This window comes from Parazoarcus sp. PS-13 R2A, assembly GCF_057621855.1.
In genome coordinates, this window is record NZ_JBYEXN010000009.1 from 61,796 (window position 1) to 87,357 (window position 25,562).

Below are 25,562 nucleotides of genomic sequence, written 5' to 3' on the forward strand. Positions count from 1 at the left end.
TCAAGCGCCGGAATGTGACAGCAGCCGGCCTGGTGCGAGGCGTGCGGGCAGGATGGCGTCTGCCATCCTGCCATGCTCATGACAGGAACATGCGGTAGGCCGGGTTCGCAGTCTCGTCGACATACTCGTAACCGAGGCGCTCGAGGAATGCATCGAAGGCGCCGTTGTCTTCCGGCGGAACCTGCATGCCGACCAGGACCCGGCCAAAGTCGGCGCCGTGGTTGCGATAGTGAAAGAGGCTGATGTTCCAGTCCGAACGCAGATTGGACAGGAAGTTGATCAGGGCGCCCGGGCGCTCGGGGAAGGTGAAGCGGTAGATCACTTCGTTCGTTGCCTGCGGCGCGCGCCCGCCGACCATGTAGCGAACGTGGGTCTTGGCCAGTTCGTCGTCGGTCAGGTCAACTGCCGGCAGATCGTGACGGGCCAGCATTTCCACCAGTCGCGTGGCTTCGTTGCGGTTATGTACGGTCACGCCGACAAAGATGTGAGCCTTCTCGGTGTCCGCATAACGGTAGTTGAACTCGGTGATGTTGCGGTTGCCGAGCAGGCTGCAGAACTTGCGGAAGGAGCCTGCGTGTTCCGGAATGGTGACCGCGAGCACGGCTTCGCGCTGCTCGCCAAGCTCTGCACGCTCGGCCACGAAGCGCAGACGGTCGAAGTTCATGTTGGCGCCGGAGGCGATCGCGACCAGGTGCTTGTCGCGCAGCTTGTTGCGGCGCGCGTACTCCTTGGCGCCTGCAACCGCGAGTGCGCCGGCGGGCTCGAGAATCGAGCGGGTGTCCTCGAACACGTCCTTGATCGCGGCGCAGATTGCGTCGTTATCGACCAGGATCATCTCATCGACGTACTGCTGACACAGGCGGAAGGTTTCGCGGCCCACTTCCTTGACGGCAGCGCCATCGGCAAAGATGCCCACCTGATCGAGCGCGACCCGCCTGCCTGCGGCCAGCGAGCGCGTCATTGCGTCGGCGTCGACCGCTTCGACACCAATGATCCGGGTCTCCGGGCGCAAACGCTTGATGTAGGCTGCGACACCGGAAATCAGGCCGCCGCCGCCCACGCAGCAGAACACTGCGTGGATAGGCTGCGGGTGGGCGCGCAGGATTTCCATGCCGATGGTGCCCTGGCCCGCAATCACATCCGGATCGTCGAAAGGATGGACGAAGGTAAGCTTCTCGGCCTTCTCCAGTTCGAGCGCGTGGGCGTAGGCGTCGGAGTAGGACTCGCCCACCAGTACGACTTCACCACCCCTGGCCTTGACCGCGTCGATCTTGATCTGCGGCGTGGTGCTGGGCATGACGATGACCGCACGGACCCCGAGCTTGTTCGCCGACAGCGCCACACCCTGGGCATGATTGCCCGCCGAAGCACAGATGACCCCGCGCTGCAGAGCCTGCGGCGACAGCTTGACCATCTTGTTGTACGCACCGCGCAGCTTGAAGCTGAACACCGGCTGCATGTCTTCGCGCTTGAAATACACTTGATTGTGAATTCGGGCGGAGAGATTGCTGGCGAAATCCAGTGGCGTCTCGATGGCGACGTCGTACACCTGGGCGTTGAGGATACGTTCCAGATAATCCGGGCTTGCGGCGGTCATGGCTTTGGCTTTGTGCGAGGGCACTGCGGTAAAGGGACTGAGGGTAGCAGTCGATGCGGCACTGCGGCAAGCGCAGTGCCCGAAAAAACATCGCGGCGCAAGAGGGATTGCCCTTAACCGGGGCGGTCGGAGGCGGTGCCGTCCGGCTGGTCGGCTTCGAGCAGTTTGATCTGGCGCTCGATGAACTCCTGGGTGGAGTCCACCCCTCGCAGCTGCAGAATGGTCGAGCGCACCGCGGCCTCGAGCAGGACCGCAAGGTTGCGACCGGCGGCAACCGGCAGGGTGACACGGGGAATCGCGTCGCCGAGGATGTTCTGTTGCTCGCGCTGCATGGGCAGCCGGCTTGGGTCGTCCTGGCCGGGCTGGCGACGTTCGAGGTGACAGATCAGCCGCAGGCGCATCTTGCGGCGGCAGGCGGTTTCGCCAAAGATGGTGCGGATGTTGAGAATGCCGAGTCCGCGCACCTCGATGAAGTCCTGCAGCAGTTCGGGGCAGCGGCCCTCGAGCACGCTGGGTGCGATCCGCGAGAATTCGACGATATCGTCGGCAACCAAGCCGTGACCGCGCGAGATCAGCTCCAGCGCAAGCTCGGATTTGCCTGCACCGGAGTTGCCGGTGATGAACACGCCAAGTCCGAGCACGTCCATGAACACGCCGTGCAGCGACACCTTTTCAGCGAGCTGTCGCGACAGGTAAAGGCGCAACTGGTCGATGACCCCGGCAGCCGGCTGCGGGGTTGTGAACAGCCCGACGTTGTGCGCCGCACAGACGCCATGGACGATGTTGGGCACTTCGCAGCCGTCGGCCAGGATGAAGGCCGGCGGGTGTGCTGACAGAATGTCGTTGAGGTGGTGCGCGACCTTGTCACGTGACTGCCGCTGCGCCCAGGCCAGCTCGGCTGCGCCGAGGATCTGCAGGCGGGTAGGGTGAATCAGGTTGAGGTGGCCAATCAGGTCGGCTGGCCAGATGCGCTCTTCGGCAACAGAGAGAACCGCGTCGATACTGCCGCTGACATGGGTCAGCTGCAGACGTTCGCGGTTGTCTTCATACAGCTGCGAGAGGCTCGTTTGTCGCATCGGTACCCCAGTCGTTGAACAGGGTGTGGAGCGCCTGTGCGTCGGGTGCGGCCTGCAGCTGTTCGCGGAAGCTGCGATCGCTGAACATCTGCGCCAGCTCCGACAAGAGCTGAAGGTGGGTTTCGTTGGCCTGTTCGGGTACCAGCAGGACAAACAGCATGTTCACCGGACGACCATCGGGCGCATCGAACTGCACCGGGGCTTCTAGACGGAGAAACGCGCCGGCTGCGTCCTTCAGGCCCTTGATGCGGCCGTGGGGAATGGCAATGCCCTGGCCGAGGCCGGTCGATCCAAGGCGTTCGCGCGCAAACAGGCTGTCAAACACCATGCTGCGGGCGATGCCCTGATTGTTTTCGAACAACAGGCCGGCCTGTTCGAAGACGCGCTTCTTGCTGCTGGCGTCGAGGTCGGCAACCACGTTCGAAAGTGGCAGGAGTTGGGAGATGAGGCTCATGCGCTTTGGGGCTCACGCAACGCCGCCGGAGCGGACGCAACGCTGAAAGGTCTCTCAGGCCCGGGCAAAGCCGGACCGCCAAATTGAGCGGCGGATTATAACTTCACCCGGGTCCGAAAGGCCTGGTGAAAAATCACGCCTCGGGAGTCTGGTGCTTGTGCGAGTCGTGGTGGTGATCGGTGCTCTTCTGCTTGTACTTGAGCACCTGGCGATCGAGCTTGTCGGTCATCGCATCGATGGCAGCGTAGAGGTCGGCGTCGGCGCTTTCGACGTGAATGTCCTTGCCGCGCACGTGCACGGTGACTTCAGCCTTCTGGTCGAGTTTCTCAACGGAAAGGATCACGTTCACGCTGGTAACGTTGTCGAAGTGACGGATCACGCGGTCAAGCTTGCCGGAGACGTACTCGCGGATGGCCGGTGTCACTTCAACGTGGTGTCCGGTGATGTTGAGATTCATGTTAACTCCTCTTGGTATCAAAGCGTTTTACGCAGACTGACCGGCGGGATATTGAGTGATTCGCGGTATTTGGCGATTGTGCGCCGCGCGACCACGATACCCTGCTGGCCCAACAGATCGGCAATCTTTGCGTCGGACAGGGGTTTCTTTCTGTCTTCGGCGTCCACCAGCTGGCGAATCAAGGCACGAATCGCTGTGGAAGAAGCCGCACCACCGGTGTCGGTGGCAACGTGACTGCCGAAAAAATACTTGAGTTCGAATACGCCGCGCGGCGTCGCCATGTACTTCTGGGTGGTGACGCGCGATACGGTTGATTCATGCAGCTCGAGCTGGTCCGCGATCTCCCTGAGGGTCAATGGACGCATTGCCACCTCGCCATGATCGAAGAACTGTCGCTGCTGGTCAACGATGGCCTGAGATACACGCAAAATGGTATCAAAGCGCTGTTGTACGTTCTTGATCAGCCAGCGTGCTTCCTGCAGCTGGCCGGTCAGACCGCCGCCCTGGCCGCGGTTCTGCTGCAGCAGGCTGGCGTAGAGCTGGTTGATGCGCAGGCGCGGCATGGCTTCGGCGTTGAGCGACACCGTCCACCGGTTGCGGATCTTGCGCACCACGACATCGGGCAGGACGTAGCGGGTTTCTTCGTTGGAATGCTGCGAGCCCGGATGCGGGTCGAGGCGGCACACCAGCGCCTGAGCATCGCGCAGGGCGTCGTCGTCGCACCCGGTGAGGCGCTTGAGCTTTGCAAAGTTGCGTTCGGCCAGCAGCTCGAGGTGCTGTTCGACGATGACCAGCGCCAGGTCGCGGCAGCTGCCTGCAGGCATGGCGCGCAGCTGCAGGCCGAGGCACTCCTGGGGGGTGCGTGCGCCAATGCCCGCCGGTTCGAGCTGCTGCACGTGCCGCAGGGCAATCGCGAGGTCGTCGAGGTCGTAGTCGAGTTCGGGCGGGAGCAGTTCGAGCAGGTCTTCGAGCTCCTGGTGCAGGTAGCCGTCGCTATCGAGCGCTTCGATGATGAAGCGCACCAGCATGCGGTCACGGTCCGTCAGCGGGGACAGGGCAACCTGCTGATCGAGATAGTCGCGCAGCGAGGTGCCTGCGGCCTGGAATTCCTGGAAGTCGCTGTCCTCGTCGTCGTCGCTCTTGCTGCTGGCGCCGCTGCCGGTGCCTGACCAGTCCATGCCTTCGTCAAAGTCGGCCGATTCGTTCTCGTTTCGGGGCTCGGCTTCCTGGGTGGTCTCGGTGCTGGTCTCGCGCGGGGTCTCGGTTGCGGGCTGCGCATCGTTGCCGACAGCGGACGGTGCGAAGTCGCTGCCGTCGCCGTCCTCACGCTCGAGCATCGGGTTCTCCAGCAGAAAGCGTTCGATTTCCTGGTTGAGCTCGAGCGTGGAGAGCTGCAGCAGTTTGATGGACTGCTGCAGCTGCGGGGTGAGCGTCAGGTGCTGCGAGAGCTTGAGCTGAAGGGTTGGTTTCATGATGCCAGTCGGGGGCGTGCCGGAATCAGAGGCGGAAGTGTTCGCCGAGGTAGACCTGGCGCACTTGTTCGTTGGCGATGATCTCGGGCGGCTTGCCGCTGGCAAGCACGCGGCCGTCGGTAATGATGGTTGCGCGGTCACAGATGCCGAGCGTCTCGCGCACGTTGTGGTCGGTGATCAGCACGCCGATGTTGCGCTCCTTCAGAAAGCGGATGATCTTCTGGATGTCGAGTACGGCGATCGGGTCGACCCCTGCGAAAGGCTCGTCCAGGAGGATGAGGCGCGGGTCGGTGGCAAGCGCACGTGCAATCTCGCACCGTCTGCGTTCTCCGCCTGACAGCGAGATGGCGGTGTTGTCGCGCAGGTGCGCAATGCCAAGTTCTTCGAGCAACTCTTCCAGGCGTTCGTCGATCTGCGCCACCGGCAGCCCGCGGAGCTCGAGCACTGCACGAATGTTCTCGGCGACCGTGAGCTTGCGGAACACGCTCATTTCCTGCGGCAGATAGGACAGCCCCAGGCGTGCGCGAGCGTGGATCGGCAGATCGGTCAGGCGTGCGTCGTCGAGCGTAATCTCGCCGCCGTCGGCGCGCACCAGACCTACGATCATGTAGAAGCAGGTTGTCTTGCCTGCGCCATTGGGGCCCAGCAAGCCGACCACTTCGCCCGAGCCAACCTCGAACGAAACATCATGGACGACTGTGCGCGCCTTGTAGCGCTTTTGCAGGCCGGTGACCTTAAGCAGACTCATCGGGGGCTTCTTTCAACAGTTTGCAGATCACGTCAGTGGAAAAACCACGGGTTTGCAGGAAACGCGCCTGGCGCGCCCATTCGCGGCGATCGTCAGGTGCGAGGCCAAATCTAGACTGCCACACTGCACGGGCGCGGTCGAGTTCGGATTCCACACATTCGCTCTCGATGGCCTCGTCGATCAAGTCCTTCGATACGCCACGCCTCGCGAGCTCGTGGCGCAGCCGCTGGCTGCCAAACCGGGCAGCCTTGCTGCGAACCCACGCTTCGGCAAAACGGGTGTCGGAGAGCAGTTCGAGTTCGCTCATGCGAACCAGTACGGCTTCGATCTCCTCGGCGCTGCCATATGGAGACAGCTTGCGCGCAAGCTCCGCCCGCGAGTGATCCCGACGGGCGAGATGGCGCAGCGCGCGTTCGCGCAGACTCGGCTCGCCCATCAGGGGTCAGCGTCCGGACGGGGCGGAGATCAGGCTTCGGAAGCGACGGGTGCCGCGCCACCGAGCGCGGCCATTTCGCCGAGTCCGACCGCTGCGCGAACCTTGTTCTCGATTTCGCGAGCCAGCGCCGGGTTTGCGCGCAGGAACTCGCGTGAGTTGTCCTTGCCCTGGCCTATCTTGTCGCCGTTGTACGAATACCAGGCGCCGGACTTGTCGACGATCTTGTAAGTCACGCCGAGGTCGATGATCTCGCCTTCGCGGGAGATGCCTTCTCCGTAGAGAATGTCGAAGTGCGCTTCCTTGAACGGCGGCGCGACCTTGTTCTTGACGACCTTGACGCGCGTTTCGGAGCCAACGACTTCGTCGCCCTTCTTGATGGCACCGGTACGCCGGATATCCATGCGGACCGAAGCGTAGAACTTGAGCGCGTTACCACCGGTGGTGGTTTCGGGGCTGCCGAACATGACGCCGATCTTCATCCGGATCTGGTTGATGAAGATCACGAGCGTGTTCGTGCGCTTGATGTTGGCGGTCAGTTTGCGCAGCGCCTGCGACATCAGTCGTGCCTGGAGGCCCGGCAGCTGGTCGCCCATCTCGCCTTCGATTTCGGCTTTCGGGGTCAGTGCGGCGACGGAGTCGATGACGACGATGTCCACGCCGCCCGAACGCACCAGCATGTCGGCGATTTCGAGCGCCTGCTCACCGGTGTCGGGCTGGGAAATCAGCAGGTCGTCGATGTTGACGCCGAGTTTCTCGGCGTAGCCCACGTCGAGCGCATGCTCGGCGTCGATAAAGGATGCGGTGCCGCCGAGCTTCTGCATTTCGGCGATGACCTGGAGGGTCAGCGTGGTCTTGCCGGACGATTCCGGACCGTAGATCTCGACTACACGGCCACGCGGCAGGCCGCCCAGGCCGAGGGCAATGTCCAGCCCGAGCGAGCCGGTGGAGACGGTCTGGATGTCGCGCTCGATACTGCCGTCGCCCATCCGCATGATCGAGCCCTTGCCGAATTGCTTCTCGATTTGAGAGAGCGCGGCGGCAAGCGCCTTGGCCTTGTTGTCGTCCATGAGTGGTCCTTCCTGAGTGAGACGCGAATTATGGCACAGAGCTTGCTGAGATGCTGCTGTCCGAATCGGTAAAGCGAAGGACCTCTTCAAGTGCGGCGATGACGGTCTGCCGCCGCACGGCTTCGCGGTCGCCGTCGAAGTGGCGGGTGGTGGGGAATACATCGCCCCGGCGCAGCGCAGTGGCGATGCAAACCGTGCCCACCGGCTTCGCCGCACTGCCGCCGCCGGGCCCGGCAATACCTGAAACCGCGACGGTAATACTGGCAAGGCTGTGCTTCAGGGCGCCGGCAGCCATCTCCGCAACCGTGGCTTCACTCACCGCGCCATGCGCAGCGAGCGTCCCGGTGCCGACGTCGAGCATGTCGATCTTCGCTGCGTTCGAGTAGGTGATGAAGCCGCGGTCGAACCAGGTCGAGCTGCCCGCCGTGGCGGTGACGACCTCGGCAATCCAGCCGCCAGTGCAGGATTCTGCGGTGCCCAGCATCCAGCCCTTGCGGGTCAGGGCCTCGCCGACGCGGGCCGAGAGTTGTTCTAGCGTGTTGTCCATGGGTTCAGGCGCCGAAAATCGCAACGAGTACGGCAAGCGAGAGCAGGGTGTAGCCCGCGGCAAGAAGGTCGTCGAGCATGACCCCGAAACCGCCCTTGACCCGGCTGTCGGCCCAGCGGATGGGCGGTGGCTTGGTGATGTCGAACAGGCGGAACAGCGCCACTGCAACGGCCTGCCAGATCAGGCTTGCGGGTGTGAAGGCGAGGACGAGCCACATCGCGACCATTTCGTCCCAGACGATGGCGCCGTGATCGGAGGCGCCGAGTGCGCGTCCGGTGCGCTCGGCCGCGAGAATGCCGGCAACGAAGAGCGCGCACACCAGCGCGAGGAAGGTCGCTTCCGACAGCGGCGTGCGCAGCAAGGGATAGAGCAGCCATGCCAGCAGTGTGCCGGCCGTGCCCGGGGCCTTGGGCGAGAGCCCCGAGCCGAATCCGAGTGAAATGAAATGGGCCGGGTGGCTCAGCAGCAAGCGCGTGGTGGGGCGTGTTTCAGGCAAAGTGGTCGTATCCGGAAAGCATGGGAGAAAGCAGGCGGCCATCGGTCTCGCGCAGCATCAACTGGCGGGGGCGGCTGGTGAGGCGGCCAATGCGGTGCAATGCAATGCCCTGCTCATGCGCGATCTTGTGCACGGTGTCACGGCGCTCGGCGGGGGTGCAGAACAGCAGTTCGTAATCGTCGCCACCGGCGAGCAGCGCACGCCGCGCCTGGGCCTCGTCGGCCCCCGTCGCACGCAGTTCGGCCAGAGGGAGCAGGGCAATGTCGATTTCGGCGCCACAGTCCGAACGCTCGAGGATATGGCCGAGATCGCCGAGCAGGCCATCCGAGACATCGAGCATGGCGCTGGCGACGCCGCGCAGCGCCAGGCCGAGTTCGACCCGGGGGGTGGGGTGCAGCAGGGCGCGAATGCAGTGCTCACGTCCGGTCGGGCCGAGGTCTATCCTGTGTTGCAGGGCTGCGAGCCCGAGTGCGGCCCGTCCGGGCTGCCCGGAGACCCAGATATCGTCACCGGTATGACCGCCAGCTCGCGTGATGCCCTTGCCGGCAGGGAGTTCGCCAAGGATGGTGATGCTCAGTGTGAGCGGGCCGCGTGTGGTATCGCCGCCGGCAAGATCAACGCCGTAGTGCGATGCGCAGGCGAACAGGCCCGCCGAAAACGCCGCGAGCCAGGTGTCGTCGGCGCCCGGCAGGGTCAGGCCAAGAAAGGCCCAGCGCGGCTCCGCACCCATGGCGGCTAGATCTGACAGGTTCACCGCAAGCGTCTTCCAGCCAAGATCGTGCGGATCGGTGTCGGGGAAGAAATGCGTGCCGGCCACCAGCATGTCGGTCGATACCGCCAGCTGCATGCCCGGGCGCGGGCGCATCAGTGCCGCATCATCGCCGACGGCAAGGTCGGTATGCGCCGTGGGGCGGGTGAAGTGGCGGTGGATCAGCTCGAACTCGGAAGACATGGATCTGAACGGGAAAATTCGGGTTGGCGCCCGAGCTTACCGCACTCGCTGGTCGTGTGGCGCTCCCGGCACTGTTGCGATCATGGTCTTTGAGGAGGAATAAGCCTTTCTTGCGTCGCTGCCGATGCCCCAAAATGGGTAAGATGCAGTGCAAAGCGGTAAATGAATGGATATTTGATGGTTCAGACCTCGCATAAAGGACTCCGTGGCAAGTTGCTGGCGATCGTCATCGTGATCGTCGCTATCGTCATGCTGCCGGTTCTCGTCATGGGAGACCGCTATCTGGTGCAGCAGTCCGGCGCCGAGGCCGAACGGCAGCTCAAGGCCCTGAGCCGCCTGGCGCACGATCTCATTGAGACGCAGTTCGCCACGCTCGGGAACGGCCTTACCCAGCTTGCCGATGCGATGGCCTTGCGCTTTGGGGGCGCCTACTCGGGGACGCCGCAGGCAGGCAGTGCGCCGGAGTTCTTCATCGACGGCGTGCCGGTGAGTGAGCGGTCTGCCGAGCTGGCGCGCTATGGCGGTGATCTGCGCGGCACGCTCGCGGCCGTGCTCTCTCGCGAACGCGACGGATTTCGCGTCATCGCCTCGACGCAGTGGGGGGATGACGTGGTGGCGCCGGTTCTCCAACTTGAGCCCGCATCCGTCAGTTTGCTCGAAGCCGGGCAGCGCTGGCGTGGCCGGGTCATGATCCGGGATCGGCACTATCTGCTTGAGGTGCTTCCTGCGCGTGATGGCGGGGGGCGGCTGGTTGGCGCGATGGCGGTCGGGGTGGATCTCATCCGCGCCCTGAAACCCTTGCGTGAGCGGCTGCGAACGTTTGTCATCGGAGAGAGTGGCTATCTCTACGTCGTCGATGCCAATCCCGGGTCCAGTTACGGCCACTTCATCTCCCACCCGCTTCAGAAGGGCGATGACCCCCGGTCTCCACTCAATGATGTCGGCGAGCAACTCGTCTCGAACATGCTTGCTAGTCAGCAGGGTGTGATCGCCTACGACTGGCAGAACCTGGAGCGTGGAGAAACCGAACCCCGCAGCAAGCTGGTGGCGTTCGAGCACAGCGAGTCGCTGGACTGGGTCGTGGGCGCCAGTGGCTACGTCGAGGAGTTTGGCCGCAGCGCGGTGCGGCTGCGCTACGCCGTTGGCGTGGCCATGGTGCTGATGGCTGTCTTTCTGATGGTCGGCCTGAAAGTCACCATAGAGCGCATGGTGATGCGGCCGATGCTGCGTTTGCAGCGCACGCTCCGTACCCTGAGCAGAGGGAACGAGGCGCTCGTTCATTCCGAGGACGAGTCGGCCCTGGTCTCAGCCATCTGTCGCATTCTGGTGCATACAGGTGGGTTCCGGCTGGCCATGATCGACTGTGTGGAGGCCGACGGCAGACTCAGGCGTGTTGCGTCGGAAGGCGAAGGGCGGCGGCTGTGCGCGGTGCTGGATGAGGGCGAGGGGCTGGAACGGGCACCAGCGTTGAGTGCGTTGCAGGCGGGCGAGCCGGTGCACCTGACATCAGGCGAGGACTTCGATCCGGTGTTGAGGGATGCCGCGGTGCAGGATGGGTGCGAGGCCATGATTGCCTTTCCGCTGCACGGAGGAGAGCGCCTGCTGGGCGTGCTGTCCATCGGCGCAAGCAGCGTTCGCGACCTCGATCGCGGTGGTGTCGCACTGCTCAAGGAGCTGGCGGAGGATCTTGGCTACGGTCTGATGAGCCTGCGCAGCGAGGTGGCGCGCAAGGCCGCAGAACGTGCGCTGATCCTGCGCGAGCGTGCGATCGAGACGACACGTGACGGCGTGCTCATCCTGCATGCCGAAGACGGTGCTTTCGTGATTCGCGATGTCAATCCGGCCGCCGAGAAAATCCTTGCGCTGTCGCGGGAGCAACTCATCGGGCGCACGTCGGACGTGCTTGGCGTTCTCGATCGGGGTGGCGTCGCGGCGCTGGAGGGCGCGCTCGGTTCCCTGCGCGAGTCGGTGCTCGAACTCGAAGGGGTCGGGGCCGACGGGGCGAGTTTCTGGTCCGAGTGCGCGATTGAACCGGTTCGGGGGAAGGATAGCGACTGCGTGGTACTGGTGATCAAGGATGTCACCGAGCGCATGCGCTATCTTCAGCAACTCGAGCATCAGGCGCATTTCGATCCACTGACCGGCCTCCCCAACCGTGCTTTGCTGGATGACCGGCTGGAGCAGGCGATCATCACCGCAAAGCGCCACCAGTGTGTGTTGGCGGTTGCCTATCTCGATCTGGATCACTTCAAACGCATCAATGACGACCTCGGTCATCGCATGGGTGACCGGCTGCTGTGCGAGGTTGCGCAACGTTTGCGGAGCGTGCTCCGGGACGGCGATACGGCAGCCCGTCAGGGGGGCGATGAGTTCGTCGTGCTGCTTCCCGATCTCGATGGTGAGGAGCAGGCCTATGCGGTGCTGTGCCGGCTGCAGCAGATTCTGACCGCCCCGGTCGAAATCGAAGGTCGGCAGTTCTTTGTCACGACCAGCATCGGGGTCAGCCTCTTTCCGCGCGATGGTGATGAGGACGAGACGCTCCTCAAGCGTGCTGACATCGCGATGTATCAGGCCAAGGCGGCTGGGCGCGATGCCATACGTTTCTTTACCTCGGAGATGAATGAGCAGGTGCAGGACCGGCTGATGCTCGAGCAGGCGCTGCGCCACGCGCTGGGGAACGGCGAGCTGTCAGTGGCCTACCAGCCGCAGGCAAGTGCTACCACGGGCCAGGTCATTGCCGCGGAGGCCTTGTTGCGCTGGACGCACCCCGAGCTTGGCGCGATCTCGCCCGCACGCTTCATTCCGCTGGCGGAGGACCTCGGCCTGATCGAGCGGATCGGCGAATGGGTGTTGCGGACAGCCTGCGAGCAGGCGCTGGCCTGGAAGGTTGAGGGCCGGCCATTGCGCGTGGCGGTCAACGTCTCGGCACGGCAGTTTCGTTCTGCAAACCTGCCCGAGAGGGTGGCGGCCATTCTCGAAGAGACGGGCCTCGATCCGGCGCTGCTGGAGTTGGAGCTCACTGAAAGCATGCTGATGGGCAAGGTGGATCAGGCCGAGGAAATGCTCAGGCGTCTGAAGGGGCTCGGGGTCACGATTGCGCTGGACGACTTCGGTACTGGCTATTCGAGTTTTGCGTACATACAGCACTTCCCTATCGACACACTGAAGGTCGATCAGACCTTCGTGCGCGCCATGCTGACAGGGAAGAGCGGGGTTGCGATTGTGTCCGCCATCATCGCGGTTGCCCACAGCCTGGGGATGCGGGTGATTGCCGAAGGCGTCGAAATGGAGGCGCAGCGCAATCAGCTCGTGGAGCTCGGGTGTGACGAGTTGCAAGGCTATCTGCTGGGTCGTCCGGTGCCGGGTGCCGACTTTCTCGCTGCCTGAGAAAGCGGGGCCGCGCCCTGAAAACCGGACATCCGTGTGCCCTTGAACGACAGCTGGCTGTGGCCTGATGCATGCGCTGGCGGTTGATGGCGGTTGTGCCACGCTCCGCCACTGGGGCGCTTCAGTCGTCATGGCTGCGGTGAGGCTGGCGTCACGCGCCCCAGCCGTGCTTCTTAATCGCGTCCTGGCACTTCGCGCACCCTTCCCATGGAAGGCAGTCGCACGCCAGCACGAAAAACCCAGCGCCGGTGTTGAGTACAGGGGACGGCTGCGTGTGGCCACGGGCATCCGGCTTCGCGCCAGAGGCAGGCTTCGGCTGTTGTGCGGAGGCCGTGAGCCATCGCGCAAAAGGCGTCAGGTCGGCTGCGTCCTTGACGTACCACACGCGACCTTTCGGATCCCAGCGCGCGCCGAGTTGTTTGGCCTCATCCTTTTCAGCAAAGGGCACTTGCAGGTTGGTCCTCATGCCGACATCTCCAGATCTCCTGTGCGAGTGAAAGTAAGTCAGAGCCAGTGAAGCGCGACTCAGCCGGCGTTGAAGGCCTGATTGCGATGACTCGTGCGGTCCGACCCGTGATCCTGCCATCTTCCGCCTTGTTCGTGCGAGGGCAGGTATCGCCAGCAACGGTTCTATTGCAGCAAGAATGCCGCAAAAAAGAAAAGGGGTTAGAGAAATGATCTCTAACCCCTTGATTCTTTGGTGGGCCCCCTGGGAGTCGAACCCAGCACCAACGGATTATGAGTCCGCTGCTCTAACCAGGCATGAGCTAGAGGCCCTTTTACCTGTCAGGGGTACCTGACAGGCGATAGCGTGTTACGCGTCGCTGTCGAGGAAGCTGCGCAGCTTCTCCGAACGGCTCGGGTGACGCAGCTTGCGAAGGGCCTTCGCTTCTATCTGACGGATCCGCTCGCGGGTGACGTCGAACTGCTTGCCGACTTCTTCCAGCGTGTGGTCGGTGTTCATCTCGATGCCGAAACGCATGCGCAGCACTTTGGCTTCGCGCTGGGTCAGGGAGTCGAGCACTTCACCGGTGGCATCACGCAGGCCCGAGTACATCGCAGCTTCGGCAGGCGCCAGGGTTGCGGTGTCCTCGATGAAGTCGCCAAGGTGCGAGTCGTCGTCGTCGCCGATCGGCGTCTCCATGGAGATCGGCTCCTTGGAGATCTTCATGATCTTGCGGATCTTGTCTTCCGGCATCTCCATCTTTTCGGCCAGCGTTGCCGGATCAGGCTCGGCGCCGGTTTCCTGAAGGATCTGACGGCTGATGCGGTTCATCTTGTTGATCGTTTCGATCATGTGCACCGGGATACGGATGGTGCGTGCCTGGTCGGCGATCGAACGCGTGATGGCCTGACGGATCCACCAGGTGGCGTAGGTCGAGAACTTGTAACCGCGACGGTATTCGAACTTGTCGACGGCCTTCATCAGGCCGATGTTGCCTTCCTGAATGAGGTCGAGGAACTGCAGGCCGCGGTTGGTGTACTTCTTGGCGATCGAGATCACGAGGCGCAGGTTGGCTTCGGTCATCTCGCGCTTGGCGCGGCGCATCTTCGCTTCGCCGGTGGACATCTGACGGTTGATGTCCTTCAGCTCCTTCAGCGGGATGCCGATCTTGTCCTGCAGGTCGAGCAGCTTCGCCTGTTCTTCGGTGATCGCCGGATGTACGCGCGACAGGGCGTCGACATAGTTCTTGTTCGAGGCGAGCTCGTTGTCGATCCAGTCGGAGTCGGTTTCGTGACCAGGGAAAATCTTGATGAAGTGCTGACGCGGCATGCCTGCGCGATTGACGCACAGCTGCAGAATGTGGCGCTCGTGGCCACGCACCTGCTCAACCATGCGGCGAACGGAGTCACACAGACGCTCGATCGACTTCGCGGTAAAGCGGATGTTGATCAGTTCCTCAGAGATCAGCTGCTGGTACTCAAGGTAAGCCTTGTCCTGCGAGCCCTTGTCCGCGAGCACCTTCATCATCTGCTCGTAGTGGCTGCGGATGGCTTCGAAACGGGCCAGCGCATCGGTCTTCAGCTGCAGCAGCGACGCTGCATTGGCTGCGCCTTCGCTGTCGCCGTCGCTGTCGTCGTCGCTGTCGTCGTCGTTGTCGTTGTCGTCCGAATCGTCGCTGTCGCTGTCGGCGCTTTCCTCAGCTGCCTCGGCTGCCGCGGCGGCGGTTTCTTCGGCGGTCGGCGCGTTCGGGTCGATCACGGCATCGACGATTTCGTCGATGCGCATCTCCTCGCGGATGACCTTGTCGGCAATGTCGATCATCTCGGCGATCGTGGTCGGGCACGCAGCAATGGCCAGAACCATGTGCTTGAGGCCGTCCTCGATACGCTTGGCGATCTCGATTTCGCCCTCACGCGTCAGCAGCTCGACGGTGCCCATTTCACGCATGTACATGCGCACAGGGTCGGTCGTGCGGCCGAATTCGGAGTCGACGGTCGACAGTGCCTGCTCGGCTTCTTCCTCGGCGACGTCCTCGTCCACCGTGGAGGCGACGTTGTCCGACATGAGCAGATCTTCGGCAGCGGGGGCTGCGTCGTAGACCTGAATGCCCATGTTGTTGAACGTTGCAATGATGCCTTCGATCTGCTCGGCATCGGCGACATCGTCAGGAAGGTGGTCGCTGATCTCGGCGTAGGTGAGATAGCCACGCTCTTTGCCGAGGGTAATCAGGGTCTTCAGTCGCGTGCGACGGACCTCGGCATCAAGCGGCGCAATTTCCGGGCTTTCGATGATCAGCGCGAGCTTGTCCTTGGCCTTGGCCTTGGCAGTGCGACCTTTCGGGCTGTCCTTGCGCGTATCCTTGGCTTTCTCGCGTGCCATGGCACTCCTCGAATCAGGGCGAAATAAATGGGTAAACCGAAAATTATACTATAGATCTGAGACTTTGCCTGCGCTGGCAAGGTTCCGTTTTTCCAGCAGAAGTTCAGACAGGCGGTGTCGGTCACCCGCTGAGAGCGCTCCCTGCTTCGACAGTTCCAGCAGTTCGGTGATCTCGCGGGCAATTGCGTCGCCTTGCAGCTTGCGCAAGGTGTCCTCGAACAGGGTTTCGACAACGGACTCTTCGAACTCCGATTCGTCCTGTTCCGTTCCCAGTCTGGCCAGCGTGTCGCCGTGCGGCGTGTCGCGAAAACGTTCGATCAGTGCGCCAAGTCCGCCGGCCGGGATCGGTTCGCCGAGGCTGACCAGGTCGATGATGGCGATCATCGCGCGGCCCTCTGCGGAGTCGTCCGGGATGAGGTCGATCGGCAGTCGTGCTGCGCGCTCGGGGTGTTGCAGAATGAGGCGCAGCAGGGTGCCGATGGTCGATGGCGGCTTGCGTCGGCCTTGTGGGCGAAGCGGCTCGGTCCGGCGCGGTCCGCGCTTGAAGTCCTGCTTCTGGAAGCTCTGTCGCGGTGGTGCAGCCGGCTTGAATCCGAACGCAAGCTCAACCTCGGTCTGCGTCATCTCGGCGGCTTCGGCAATCGACTTGATAACTTGCAGGCGGAGCATCGGTGCGGCAATGCGCGTGACCAGCGGGCGCGATTCATGGATCAGGCGCGCACGTCCCTCTGCGGTGTCCAGTTCGCAGCGCTCCTTGAGTTCCTGTAGCAATACACTGGCCAGCGGCGATGCGCTCGCGGCGGCCTTGCGGAAGGCGTCTGCGCCTTCCTTGCGCACGAAGGAGTCGGGGTCGTGTTCGGCAGGCAGAAACAGGAAAGCGAGCGTGGTGTCGTCGCGCAGCACTTCGAGTGCGTTCTCGAGTGCGCGCCATGCGGCCCGGCGGCCTGCGGCGTCGCCGTCGAAGCAGAATACGATGCGGTCGGTGTGGCGCAGCAGGGTGGTGATGTGGTGGGGGGTGGTCGCCGTGCCAAGGGTGGCGACCGCGTTGTCTACGCCGAACTGGGCAAGCGCAACAACGTCCATGTAGCCTTCGACGACAAGTGCGAAGCTGGCGTCCCGAATGGCCTTCTGCGCCAGGTACAGGCCGTAGAGTTCGCGTCCTTTCTCGAACAGCGGCGTTTCCGGCGAGTTGAGGTACTTGGGTTCGCCGCTGTCGAGCACGCGGCCGCCAAAGGCGATGATGCGGCCCCGCCGGTCGTGGATCGGAAACATGATCCGGTGGCGGAACCGGTCGTAGCGCCGGCCCTGGTCGTTGTCGATGACCAGTCCGGCTTCAGCCAGGTGCTTGCTCTGATAGTCGGGAAAGACGCGCTGGAGTGCCTGCCACTCATCGGGAGAGAAGCCGATGCCGAAGCGGGCGGCAACCTCGCCGGAGAGGCCGCGGCGCTTGAGGTAGTCGATTGCTTCGGGGGCGTGCTTGAGCTGATCCCGGTAGAAGCGCGCAGCTTCTGCCATGGCATCGACGAGCTTGGCATTGCCGTCGTCAAGTGCGTTCTGGCCCGGCTTGCCGTCGTCCGGCACCTGAACCCCGGCCTGGTTTGCAAGTTCCTTGACCGCGTCAACGAAGCCGAGGCCGCTGTACTCCATCAGGAAGCCAATTGCGCTCCCGTGCACGCCGCAACCGAAGCAGTGATAGAACTGCTTGCTTGGACTGACGGAGAAGGAGGCTGATTTTTCGCCGTGGAACGGACAGCAGGCGAAATAATTCGCGCCACTCTTTTTGAGAGGCAGGTAGCGCTCGATGACGTCGACAATGTCGACGCGGGCGAGCAGATCCTGAACGAAAGACTGAGGAATCATCGAACAGAAAAAATATCACGCCGGGCGAAGATCATGAAGATCTTCGCCCGGCGTGCAGGCAACCGGTAAAAAACCGGTGCGGGATCAGTAGAGCTTCGGCGGCAGCGTCTGGCTGCGAAGGCGCTTGTGATTGCGCTTCACCGCGGCGGCCAGCTTGCGCTTGCGCTCGGCGGTGGGCTTTTCGTAAAACTCACGCGAGCGCAGCTCAGTCAGCACACCGGTCTTCTCGATCGTGCGCTTGAAGCGACGAATAGCGACTTCAAACGGCTCGTTTTCCTTGACGCGGATACCCGGCATTGCTTACTTCCTTGAGTGTCTGGAGGGCAGAAAGATCGCAAATATAGCGGGTTAGTCAGACTCTGGCAAGCATCTTGGTGTGTTTCATTGCCGAAAAAGCCCTCGCCGGAAGGTAAAATGGCGCATTGACGACCGGGAATGCAGGGAATGAAGGTACTGGGTATCGAGACATCGTGCGACGAAACAGGCGTTGCTGTGTATGACACCGAGGCGGGTTTGCTTGGGCAGAGCCTGCATTCGCAGATCGATCTGCACGCGTTGTACGGCGGGGTCGTGCCCGAACTCGCCTCGCGCGATCACATCCGGCGTCTGCCCGTCCTGGTGCGGCAGGCCCTGGCCGAGGCCGGCCTCGATATCGGAGCAATAGACGCCATCGCTTACACGGCAGGGCCCGGTCTTGCAGGCGCCTTGCTGGTGGGTGCGAGCGTGGCCGAGTCGATGGCGATGGCGGCCGGCATTCCGGCGCTCCCCGTGCATCACCTTGAGGGGCACCTGCTGTCGCCACTGCTTGCTGCGGACCCACCGGATTTTCCCTTTGTCGCCTTGCTGGTGTCGGGCGGGCACACGCAGTTGATGGCGGTGACCGGCGTCGGTGCCTACACGCTGCTTGGCGAATCGCTCGACGATGCCGCAGGCGAGGCCTTCGACAAGACGGCGAAGTTGATCGGGCTCGGATATCCGGGCGGCCCCCAGCTGGCTGCGCTGGCGCTGCAGGGGACCCCCGGGCGCTTCAAGCTGCCGCGGCCGATGCTGCATTCGGGAGACCTGGACTTCAGCTTCAGCGGCCTGAAGACTGCCGTTCTTAATGTGGTCTCGGGGCCCGGATGGCAAGCCGAGTGGGCGGCGGATCTGGCCGCGGATTTTCAGCAGGCGGTAGTGGAAGTGCTGACCGCGAAGTCGCTGGCGGCATTGAAGCAGACGGGGCTGAAGTCGCTGGTCGTGGCAGGTGGCGTGGGTGCCAACGTGCAGTTGCGTGCGGGGCTCGATAGCGCGACGCGCCGCCGCGGGGCCCGGGTGTACTACCCCGAACCTGCGCTGTGCACCGACAACGGCGCGATGATTGCCTTTGCGGGCGCGTTGCGTCTCGCTGGCGGTGCTCGTCCGGAGCAGGCGCCTGGCGTGCGGATCAGGCCGCGCTGGCCGCTCGCAGAACTGCTGACGCCAGCCGGAGGGTAGTTCTTGAGGCTGGCAAGTGGGGGTAACTCAGCCTTTCTTGCTGCTGCCCAGCCGGCCTTCGGTGCCGGCCAGCAGACGCTGGATATTGGCGGCGTGACGCCAGATCAGCACCGCGCTCATGGCAAGCAGCACGGCGATGACCGGATTTGCGCCCAGCAGCAGGTAGCCGGCAATCGGCGAGACAATGGCTGCCCCAAGCGAGCCAGCCGACGAGTATCGACTCGCAGCGGCGATCAGCAGCCAGGCTGCAAGGCAGGCAAGCGCAATCCGCCAGTCGATCCCGGCCAGTACGCCAAGTGCGGTGGCGACCCCCTTGCCACCGTTGAAGCGCAGGAAAATCGTGAATACGTGGCCAAGGAAGGCGGCAAAGCCGGCAAGCGCCGCTTCAGGTGCAGTGAAGCCCAGCTTGAGTGCAATCGATACCGCAACCCAGCCCTTGACGCAGTCGCCAATCAGGGTGACGGCTGCCGCGGCCTTGTTGCCGCTGCGCAATACGTTGGTCGCGCCGGGGTTGCCCGAACCGTAGCTGCGCGGATCCTGCAGGCCGAACAGACGGCTGGAAACCAGCGCAAAAGGAATGGAGCCGAGCAGGTAGGCAGCAACAAGCAAAAGCAGGACAGACATCATTTCTCCGTGACCCCTGAGTTCAGGTGGTCTTGTGATTCGCGCCACACATCGTGCGCAAGCAGCCTGAGCATCCGGCTAGAATTGCGGCGATTCTAATCGGGAAACGACATGGATTTCATCTTCATCGAAGAGTTGCGGGTGCAGGCCTGGGTGGGCATCTATCCGCGAGAGAAGATCGCGCCGCAGACAGTCGAGCTGCATCTGACCTTCGGGGTGCCCGATGCCGCCGCGGAGCAGGACGACATTGCGGATACGATCAATTATGCGGAAGTGATCGAGCGTATCCGGGGGGAATTGGCCGAGCGCCACTTCAATCTGATCGAGACACTTGGCGAATTCGTCGTGAACCTGCTGTTCGAGGAGTTCGGTGCGCCGTGGGTAAAGATTCGCATCGCTAAGATCGGTGTGATGAAAGGTGTGCGTCGGGTTGGCGTATTCATTCAGCGCGGAAGGGAAGGCGTTACCCTGCCGCCTGGAATGAGCTGAAATAGAGGGACGTAAAAAAACCCGGCGTAGCCGGGTTTGAATTTGCGTGAATTCTCAGACCGCGAGTTCTTCGATCGACTTGCCTTGCGCGAGCCAGTCGAGTGCCCACTGCGGCTTGCGGCCGCGACCGCTCCAGCCCTGATCCGGGTTGGCCGGGTTGCGATACTTGATGACGCTGACCTTGGCGGGCTTTTTCGCCTTCGGTGCTTTGGCTGCCTTAGCCGGCTTTGCCGCACCCTTCTCCGGGCTCGACGTGCCGAGCACGTCATCGAGCGACAGACCTTGCTCGGCTGCCATCTTCTGCATGCGCTTGATCAGGTCGCGTCGCGCAGTGTCGCTGCGGCGCCGAATTTCGGTTTCAACTTTCGATTGCAGGCGGCGCAATTCGGTCAGCGACAGATTGCCAAGTTCCATGATTTCTCTCCGGCTTATGTCCACACCTTGAATGTGGGGATGTTGATCCTGCTGTTTAATGCAATTGCACGGGCGTATTCTGACAGCAAACCATGCTGAAAATAAAACGTTTTTTCTGAAATCCGGTTAATTTGCGTTTTGCAGGTATCAATTCGTCCGCGCCAGGACCGGTGCAAAGCGCTCAGTTTGCAACCTGAACAAGCTGGGCCTGCAATACGCGAATCAGATCGTGCGGGTGGATGCCGACCAGATAGCCGCGCTTGCCGCCATTGATATAGATCAGCGGCAGGTCGAGAATCGATTTTTCCATGTAAACGGGCATTTTCTTGCGGGTGCCAAAAGGCGAGGTTCCGCCGATCAGAAAACCCGAGTGGCGGTTGGCGACCTCCGGTTTGCACGGTTCGATGCGCTTGTGGCCGGTCTGTCGCGCCAGTTCCTTGGTTGAAACCTTGTTGTCCCCATGCATGAGCATGACAAGCGGCTGGCCGTTTTCGTCTTCCATGATCAGGGTCTTGATTACGGCGTGTTCGGACACATTTAATTCACGTGAAGAGACCTCCGTCCCGCCGTGCTCTTCATATTCGTAGAGGTGATCGGAGTGAGCGATCCCGTGCTGTCGCAAGAAGCGGGTTGCGGGCGTTTCCGGTGCGTGTCTTTCAATTTTGCTCATGATCGGATTTCCTGATGACGGCAATATCGCGTGACGGTCATTAATGGCTGCGAGTTGGCAAAAGATCGGCCAGTCTCATGGTTCAGGCACGCGGGTGATGAAGTTGATGAAGTTGTTTCAAGCGTTCGCGGGCGACATGCGTATAAACCTGTGTGGTCGAAATGTCCGCATGCCCGAGCAGCATTTGCACTACCCGCAGATCGGCGCCGTGATTGAGCAGGTGGGTGGCAAATGCATGTCGAACCGTGTGCGGTGATATACGCTGTGCCGGAATGCCGACCTGCACGGCGTATTGCTTGATGATCCGCCAGAACATCTGTCTTGTCATGCCGCTGCCGCGCCGGGTGACAAAAATGGCATCGCAATTGCGTCCGGCGAGCAAGGTGTTGCGGGCGCCGCCAACGTAGCGGGCGATCCATTCGGAAGCAATTTCACCGAGCGGAACGAGTCGTTCCTTGCTGCCTTTACCCATTATGCGGATAACCCCCTCGTTCAAACTGACTGCGAACAGCTTGAGCTCGGTCAATTCGGAAACGCGCAGGCCGCATGCATACAATACTTCCAGCATGCAGCGATCCCGGATGCCGAGTTCGGTGTCGGTGTCGGGGGCGGCAAGCAGGGCTTCGACCTGGGCTTCCGAAAGGGTCTTTGGAAAACGGTCGGAGGGCAGGGGTGAATCCAGTTGCAGGGTGGGGTCTTCGCTGATGCGGCCCTGCGTCAGCAGATGGCGGTAATAACGCCGCCAGGCCGATAGCAGCCGGCGCTGGCTGGTGGCCTTGGCGCGCAGACTGAATTCGGCCAGGTAGGCGCTCAGTTCGGCTGCCGGTGCCGATTGAAGGGGAATGCCGCGCGCAGCGAGCCACTTGCCGAACAAGGCGAGGTCGCTGCGGTAGCCGGAAAGGGTGTTGCGCGCCAGTCCGTGTTCCAGCCACAGGGTGTCGACGAAGGCGTCAAGCTCATCACGCAAGGTGTCGGGCAGGGGGGGCGCAGGTGTCCGGCTCATTGCATTTCGTTGTTCAGCAGCCAGCGCTTGGCCGCAATCAGATAGCCGTCGCGGGCGTTGGCAAAGCCGCCGATGCTGTTCGCTGCGACAACGCGGTGGCAGGGGACAGCCAGCGGAAACGGGTTGGCGCCACAGGCCTGTCCGACGGCGCGTGGGGCGCTGCCGAGCATGCGGGCAACGTCGCCGTAGGTGCGCACCTCGCCCGGCGGGATGGCCTGCAGTGCCGCTCGCACCCGGCACTGAAAGCTCGTGCCGCACGCAGCGAGGGGGAGCACCAGTGCCTGTTGTGGCGCAGCGATCCAGGCGCGGATGCGGTCTGCGACGGCTGCAGCAAGCGGCGAACACGGTGCTTGCACCGGTGTGTCTGGCGGCAGGAATACCATCTCGGTGACGCTATCGCCGGCAATGCGGATGCCGAACTTGCCGAAGGGCAGGTTCAGCACGGCGGCGAATGCGTGCTGTCGGGCTTGCCGTGTGGGCATCGTGTTACCTGGGTGCTGGCGCCGTCCCCGCAGCGAGTGCGGATGCGCCGTCGATCACGGGGCTGAAAGCGGAACGCCCGTGCAATGACGGGCGTTCCAATGCTATCCGTTCGATAAACGGTCCGATAGTGCTTCGAGCGCAATCAGCGGCGGATTTCTCCGTTGCCGAAAACGATCCACTTCTGGCTGGTCAGGCCTTCAAGTCCGACGGGGCCGCGGGCGTGAATCTTGTCGGTCGAAATTCCGATCTCCGCGCCGAGTCCGTATTCGAAACCATCTGCGAAACGCGTGGACGCATTCACCATGACGGAGGCCGAATCAACCTCGCGCAGAAAGCGCATGGCGTTCGTGTAGTTCTCGGTCAGGATCGACTCGGTGTGCCCCGAACTGTAGGTGTTGATGTGCTCGATGGCTTCATCCAGGCCGGCAACGATCTTCACCGCGATGATTGGTCCGAGGTACTCCTCGCTCCAGTCCTGCTCTGTCGCGGCCACGAGCTTGTCGGCGGCAATGCCGGCCTCTGTCAGCAGCGCTAGCGATTCCGGGCAGGCGCGCATCTCGACGCCCTTGCCGGCGAGCATGGTGCCGATGGCGGGCAGGCAGAGGTCGGCCACGGTGCGCGAAACGAGCAGCGACTCGGCGGTGTTGCAGGTGCCGTAGCGCTGGGTCTTTGAGTTCTCGACGATCGGTACGATACGCGCCGGATCGGCTTCGTCATCAACGTACACATGGCAGTTGCCATCGAGGTGCTTGATCACGGGAACCCTGGATTCGCGCGAGATGCGTTCGATCAGGCCCTTGCCACCACGCGGCACGATCACGTCCACGAACTCGGGCATGGTGATGAGGGCGCCGACGGCAGCGCGGTCGGTGGTGTCGACAACCTGTACCGCATGTTCGGGCAGGCCGGCTGCGGCGAGTCCGTTGCGCACGCATTCGGCAATCGCCTGGTTGCAGTGCAGGGCCTCGCTGCCGCCGCGCAGGATGGCAGCATTGCCAGACTTGAGGCACAGCGCGGCAGCGTCCGCCGTCACGTTTGGACGGGCTTCGTAGATGATGCCGATGACGCCGAGCGGTACCCGCATCTTGCCAACCTGGATACCAGAGGGGCGGCGCTTGACGTCGGTGATCTCGCCGACCGGGTCGGGCAGGGCCGCGACCTGTTCGAGGCCGATGGCGATGGCTTCGACCCCCTTCTCAGTGAGCGTCAGGCGGTCGATCATGGACGGCTCAAGACCGGCACGACGCGCAGCTTCAAGGTCCTGTGCGTTGGCCGCAAGCAGGGTGGCGGCGCGTGCGCGAATGTCGGCTGCCATGGCCAGCAGGGCAGTGTTCTTGGCCTCGGACGAAGCCGCAGCCAGCAGACGGGATGCCGCACGGGCCTGCCGTCCGAGAGTTTGCATGTAGTTCTGGATGTCCATCTGTATCTTCGCAGCGCTAGAGCCAAACAGGAATTAAAGCATTGAAAGCGCTTCGTGTGGTTCGCTTGTGCAATCCGCTCACTGAACTTATCGGCGGGCGAGCCGGAGCGCCAGTTGCAGAAACTCGTCCCAGACATCGCCAGCGACCAGCCCCTTGATCATGCGATCGATGCGCGCAGCGTGCATCAGCGCGGCGCGCAGCCCGGACTGGTTCAGGCGCTCCAGCGCCCGGCCGAGTGCCTGCTGACGCTTGTTGTCGAAGATGCGTTCGCTCTTGAACAGCGCGGCGAGCGGCTGCCCCGCATCGCGCCCGGCGCGCAGACTGGCGAGACTGCGGGTTTCGTTGGCGAGCGCCCACAGGATCAGCGGCGGTGCGGCGCCTTCTCCCTTCAGCCCTTCCAGAAGTCGCGCACAACGCGCGGGGTCGCCTTCGAGTACCGCCTGCCGCAGCTTGTCGATGTCGTAACGTGCAACATTGAGGACGGCGTCCTGAATCTGTTCGAGGCTGAGCTTGCCTTCCGGGTGGAGCAGGCCAAGCTTGCGGATCTCCTGGTGGGCCGCAAGCAGGTTGCCTTCGACGTGGTCCGCGATGAAGCTCAGTGCCTCGGGGTCGGCAGACTGCTGCTGGGCGGCAAGGCGATGCGCGATCCAGGCAGGGAGGCGTTCGCGCTCGGGCGCATTGAGCTCGATGATGATGCCGTGCTCGCCGAGTGCCTTGAACCAGGCTGTCTTGCGCGTCTGCCAGTCGAGTTCGGGGAGCGTGACCAGGGTGAGCACGCCCGCAGGCAAGTGGGCGAGGTAGCGTTGCAGTGCGTCCCCGCCTTCGCGGCCCGGCTTGCCTGTGGGAATGCGCAGGTCGACCAGCTTTTCGCCGCCGAACAGCGACATGTTGCCGGCTGCCATGGTCAGGCTTTCCCAGCGGAAACCCTGGCCGACGACCAGCGTTTCACGTTCGGAGAAGCCCTGGCGCCTGGCGCTTGCCCGGATTGCATCGCCGGCTTCGAGCACGAGCAGGGGCTCGTTGCCGAAAAGCACCCAGAGCGGCGCCAGCGGCTTGTCGAGCTGGCTTGCGAGCTGGTCTGGCCTGAGGTTCACTGGGGTCGGCGATAGGCCGCCAGGCGACGCATGATCTGCTGCACGAGATCGGCCTGCATGTCGCGATAGAGCAGCGTTTCTTCCTGCTCCTTGCCGAGCACCTCTTCATCGTCGAAGGTGTACTCGCGCTGCCCCGAGATGTTCGTGGGCGGGATCAGCTCGGTGTTCTTGCTGTCGATGAGGCGGAAACGGATACGCTGCGTAAGCTGGTACTCGCGTACCGTCCCGGAACTCGTCAGGCTGAGAATTTCGCGGCCACGCTCGTTTGCAAGAATCTGAAGCCTGGCTTCGGCCTTGCTCGCATCCTCGGTAATCGTCGTTGTACCGCTGTGTTCCACCTTGCGGCGGATCGCGGAGCCAAGGTCGGAGAACTGGCTGACACTGACATGCAGGGTGGAGAAGGCAAGGGGCTGAGGCCCGCGCAGGTGGAAGCCGCAGCCGGCAAGCATGGCTGAGGCTGCGAGTGCCGCGCCTGCTTTGAGCAGGCGGCGACGGGCAGAGTTGGAGTGCATGAGTGC

The 25,562-nt window shown here is 62.9% G+C and carries 26 protein-coding genes and 1 tRNA gene; 3 read left to right on the forward strand and 24 right to left on the reverse strand.

Features of this window, described 5'->3' with window-relative positions; genetic code table 11:
* Positions 1-76: 76 nt before the first annotated feature.
* The 11 genes from ilvA to thiL all read right to left on the reverse strand — a co-directional run bounded on the left by ilvA (position 77) and on the right by thiL (position 9,302).
* The gene (ilvA, locus tag AC22G6_RS10230; protein WP_487366707.1) at positions 77-1,621 is read right to left on the reverse strand and encodes a threonine ammonia-lyase, biosynthetic; all 1,545 of its coding nucleotides are present in this window, start codon (positions 1,619-1,621) and stop codon (positions 77-79) included.
* Between the two features lie 89 nt (positions 1,622-1,710).
* The gene (gene hprK, locus AC22G6_RS10235) at positions 1,711-2,673 is read right to left on the reverse strand and encodes an HPr(Ser) kinase/phosphatase (protein ID WP_487366708.1); all 963 of its coding nucleotides are present in this window, start codon (positions 2,671-2,673) and stop codon (positions 1,711-1,713) included.
* Positions 2,642-3,127 (reverse strand): PTS IIA-like nitrogen regulatory protein PtsN, encoded by a 486-nt coding sequence (ptsN, locus tag AC22G6_RS10240; protein WP_108950963.1) that lies wholly within the window; start codon positions 3,125-3,127, stop codon positions 2,642-2,644. The genes hprK and ptsN overlap by 32 nt, the downstream gene beginning before the upstream one ends.
* Before the next feature lie 133 nt (positions 3,128-3,260).
* Positions 3,261-3,584 carry a ribosome hibernation-promoting factor, HPF/YfiA family gene (hpf, locus tag AC22G6_RS10245; RefSeq protein ID WP_108950964.1) on the reverse strand — a complete coding sequence of 108 codons (324 nt, stop codon included), beginning with the start codon at positions 3,582-3,584 and terminating at the stop codon, positions 3,261-3,263.
* A gap of 17 nt (positions 3,585-3,601) precedes the next feature.
* Complete coding sequence (locus AC22G6_RS10250; RefSeq protein ID WP_487366709.1) at positions 3,602-5,056, reverse strand: RNA polymerase factor sigma-54; 1,455 nt, start codon at positions 5,054-5,056, stop codon at positions 3,602-3,604.
* Between the two features lie 25 nt (positions 5,057-5,081).
* A complete protein-coding gene (gene lptB, locus AC22G6_RS10255; protein WP_108950966.1) occupies positions 5,082-5,804 on the reverse strand; it encodes an LPS export ABC transporter ATP-binding protein in 723 nt (240 codons plus the stop codon).
* On the reverse strand, positions 5,791-6,240 hold the full coding sequence (recX, locus tag AC22G6_RS10260; protein WP_487366710.1) for a recombination regulator RecX: 450 nt from the start codon (positions 6,238-6,240) through the stop codon (positions 5,791-5,793). The genes lptB and recX overlap by 14 nt, the downstream gene beginning before the upstream one ends.
* A gap of 29 nt (positions 6,241-6,269) precedes the next feature.
* Positions 6,270-7,307 (reverse strand): recombinase RecA, encoded by a 1,038-nt coding sequence (recA, locus tag AC22G6_RS10265; protein ID WP_108950968.1) that lies wholly within the window; start codon positions 7,305-7,307, stop codon positions 6,270-6,272.
* Positions 7,308-7,335: 28 nt separating this feature from the next.
* The gene (locus AC22G6_RS10270) at positions 7,336-7,854 is read right to left on the reverse strand and encodes a CinA family protein (RefSeq protein ID WP_487366711.1); all 519 of its coding nucleotides are present in this window, start codon (positions 7,852-7,854) and stop codon (positions 7,336-7,338) included.
* Positions 7,855-7,858: 4 nt separating this feature from the next.
* Complete coding sequence (locus tag AC22G6_RS10275; RefSeq protein ID WP_234418930.1) at positions 7,859-8,350, reverse strand: phosphatidylglycerophosphatase A family protein; 492 nt, start codon at positions 8,348-8,350, stop codon at positions 7,859-7,861.
* Positions 8,343-9,302 carry a thiamine-phosphate kinase gene (gene thiL, locus AC22G6_RS10280; protein ID WP_487366712.1) on the reverse strand — a complete coding sequence of 320 codons (960 nt, stop codon included), beginning with the start codon at positions 9,300-9,302 and terminating at the stop codon, positions 8,343-8,345. The genes AC22G6_RS10275 and thiL overlap by 8 nt, the downstream gene beginning before the upstream one ends.
* Positions 9,303-9,464: 162 nt before the next feature.
* On the opposite strand from thiL, the gene AC22G6_RS10285 reads away from it, so the two are divergent.
* The gene (locus AC22G6_RS10285; RefSeq protein ID WP_487366713.1) at positions 9,465-12,689 is read left to right on the forward strand and encodes a bifunctional diguanylate cyclase/phosphodiesterase; all 3,225 of its coding nucleotides are present in this window, start codon (positions 9,465-9,467) and stop codon (positions 12,687-12,689) included.
* Positions 12,690-12,840: 151 nt separating this feature from the next.
* Here the strand turns inward: AC22G6_RS10285 and AC22G6_RS10290 are convergent, their stop codons facing one another.
* From AC22G6_RS10290 to rpsU, 5 genes are all read right to left on the reverse strand, one after another.
* Positions 12,841-13,155, reverse strand: coding sequence for a DUF5710 domain-containing protein (locus AC22G6_RS10290; RefSeq protein WP_487366714.1), 315 nt, complete (start codon positions 13,153-13,155; stop codon positions 12,841-12,843).
* A 232-nt stretch (positions 13,156-13,387) separates the two neighbouring features.
* Positions 13,388-13,466 (reverse strand) — tRNA-Ile (locus AC22G6_RS10295).
* Positions 13,467-13,503: 37 nt separating this feature from the next.
* Entirely contained in the window at positions 13,504-15,513 is a 2,010-nt protein-coding gene (rpoD, locus tag AC22G6_RS10300; RefSeq protein ID WP_487366715.1) for an RNA polymerase sigma factor RpoD, read from the reverse strand.
* 48 nt (positions 15,514-15,561) lie between these two features.
* Positions 15,562-17,373 carry a DNA primase gene (gene dnaG / locus AC22G6_RS10305; RefSeq protein WP_487366716.1) on the reverse strand — a complete coding sequence of 604 codons (1,812 nt, stop codon included), beginning with the start codon at positions 17,371-17,373 and terminating at the stop codon, positions 15,562-15,564.
* Positions 17,374-17,457: 84 nt separating this feature from the next.
* On the reverse strand, positions 17,458-17,670 hold the full coding sequence (gene rpsU / locus AC22G6_RS10310; RefSeq protein WP_002924646.1) for a 30S ribosomal protein S21: 213 nt from the start codon (positions 17,668-17,670) through the stop codon (positions 17,458-17,460).
* Positions 17,671-17,817: 147 nt separating this feature from the next.
* Between rpsU and tsaD the strand changes: the two genes are divergently transcribed.
* Entirely contained in the window at positions 17,818-18,846 is a 1,029-nt protein-coding gene (gene tsaD / locus AC22G6_RS10315) for a tRNA (adenosine(37)-N6)-threonylcarbamoyltransferase complex transferase subunit TsaD (RefSeq protein WP_487366717.1), read from the forward strand.
* 27 nt (positions 18,847-18,873) lie between these two features.
* Here tsaD and plsY read toward each other — a convergent pair whose 3' ends face one another.
* On the reverse strand, positions 18,874-19,470 hold the full coding sequence (gene plsY / locus AC22G6_RS10320; protein WP_487366718.1) for a glycerol-3-phosphate 1-O-acyltransferase PlsY: 597 nt from the start codon (positions 19,468-19,470) through the stop codon (positions 18,874-18,876).
* Positions 19,471-19,581: 111 nt separating this feature from the next.
* Between plsY and AC22G6_RS10325 the strand changes: the two genes are divergently transcribed.
* The gene (locus AC22G6_RS10325) at positions 19,582-19,959 is read left to right on the forward strand and encodes a dihydroneopterin aldolase (protein ID WP_108950977.1); all 378 of its coding nucleotides are present in this window, start codon (positions 19,582-19,584) and stop codon (positions 19,957-19,959) included.
* 54 nt (positions 19,960-20,013) lie between these two features.
* Here the strand turns inward: AC22G6_RS10325 and AC22G6_RS10330 are convergent, their stop codons facing one another.
* The 7 genes from AC22G6_RS10330 to AC22G6_RS10360 all read right to left on the reverse strand — a co-directional run bounded on the left by AC22G6_RS10330 (position 20,014) and on the right by AC22G6_RS10360 (position 25,556).
* The gene (locus AC22G6_RS10330) at positions 20,014-20,373 is read right to left on the reverse strand and encodes an H-NS histone family protein (protein ID WP_108950978.1); all 360 of its coding nucleotides are present in this window, start codon (positions 20,371-20,373) and stop codon (positions 20,014-20,016) included.
* Positions 20,374-20,554: 181 nt separating this feature from the next.
* Positions 20,555-21,043 (reverse strand): Cys-tRNA(Pro) deacylase, encoded by a 489-nt coding sequence (gene ybaK, locus AC22G6_RS10335; RefSeq protein ID WP_487366719.1) that lies wholly within the window; start codon positions 21,041-21,043, stop codon positions 20,555-20,557.
* Between the two features lie 82 nt (positions 21,044-21,125).
* A complete protein-coding gene (xerD, locus tag AC22G6_RS10340; protein ID WP_487366720.1) occupies positions 21,126-22,046 on the reverse strand; it encodes a site-specific tyrosine recombinase XerD in 921 nt (306 codons plus the stop codon).
* Complete coding sequence (locus tag AC22G6_RS10345; protein WP_487366721.1) at positions 22,043-22,528, reverse strand: methylated-DNA--[protein]-cysteine S-methyltransferase; 486 nt, start codon at positions 22,526-22,528, stop codon at positions 22,043-22,045. Before AC22G6_RS10345 ends, xerD begins: the two co-directional genes overlap by 4 nt.
* 143 nt (positions 22,529-22,671) lie before the next feature.
* Complete coding sequence (locus AC22G6_RS10350; RefSeq protein WP_487366722.1) at positions 22,672-23,949, reverse strand: glutamate-5-semialdehyde dehydrogenase; 1,278 nt, start codon at positions 23,947-23,949, stop codon at positions 22,672-22,674.
* Positions 23,950-24,036: 87 nt separating this feature from the next.
* The gene (gene holA, locus AC22G6_RS10355) at positions 24,037-25,044 is read right to left on the reverse strand and encodes a DNA polymerase III subunit delta (protein WP_487366723.1); all 1,008 of its coding nucleotides are present in this window, start codon (positions 25,042-25,044) and stop codon (positions 24,037-24,039) included.
* A complete protein-coding gene (locus tag AC22G6_RS10360) occupies positions 25,041-25,556 on the reverse strand; it encodes an LPS-assembly lipoprotein LptE (RefSeq protein WP_487366724.1) in 516 nt (171 codons plus the stop codon). The genes holA and AC22G6_RS10360 overlap by 4 nt, the downstream gene beginning before the upstream one ends.
* Positions 25,557-25,562 lie beyond the last annotated feature (6 nt).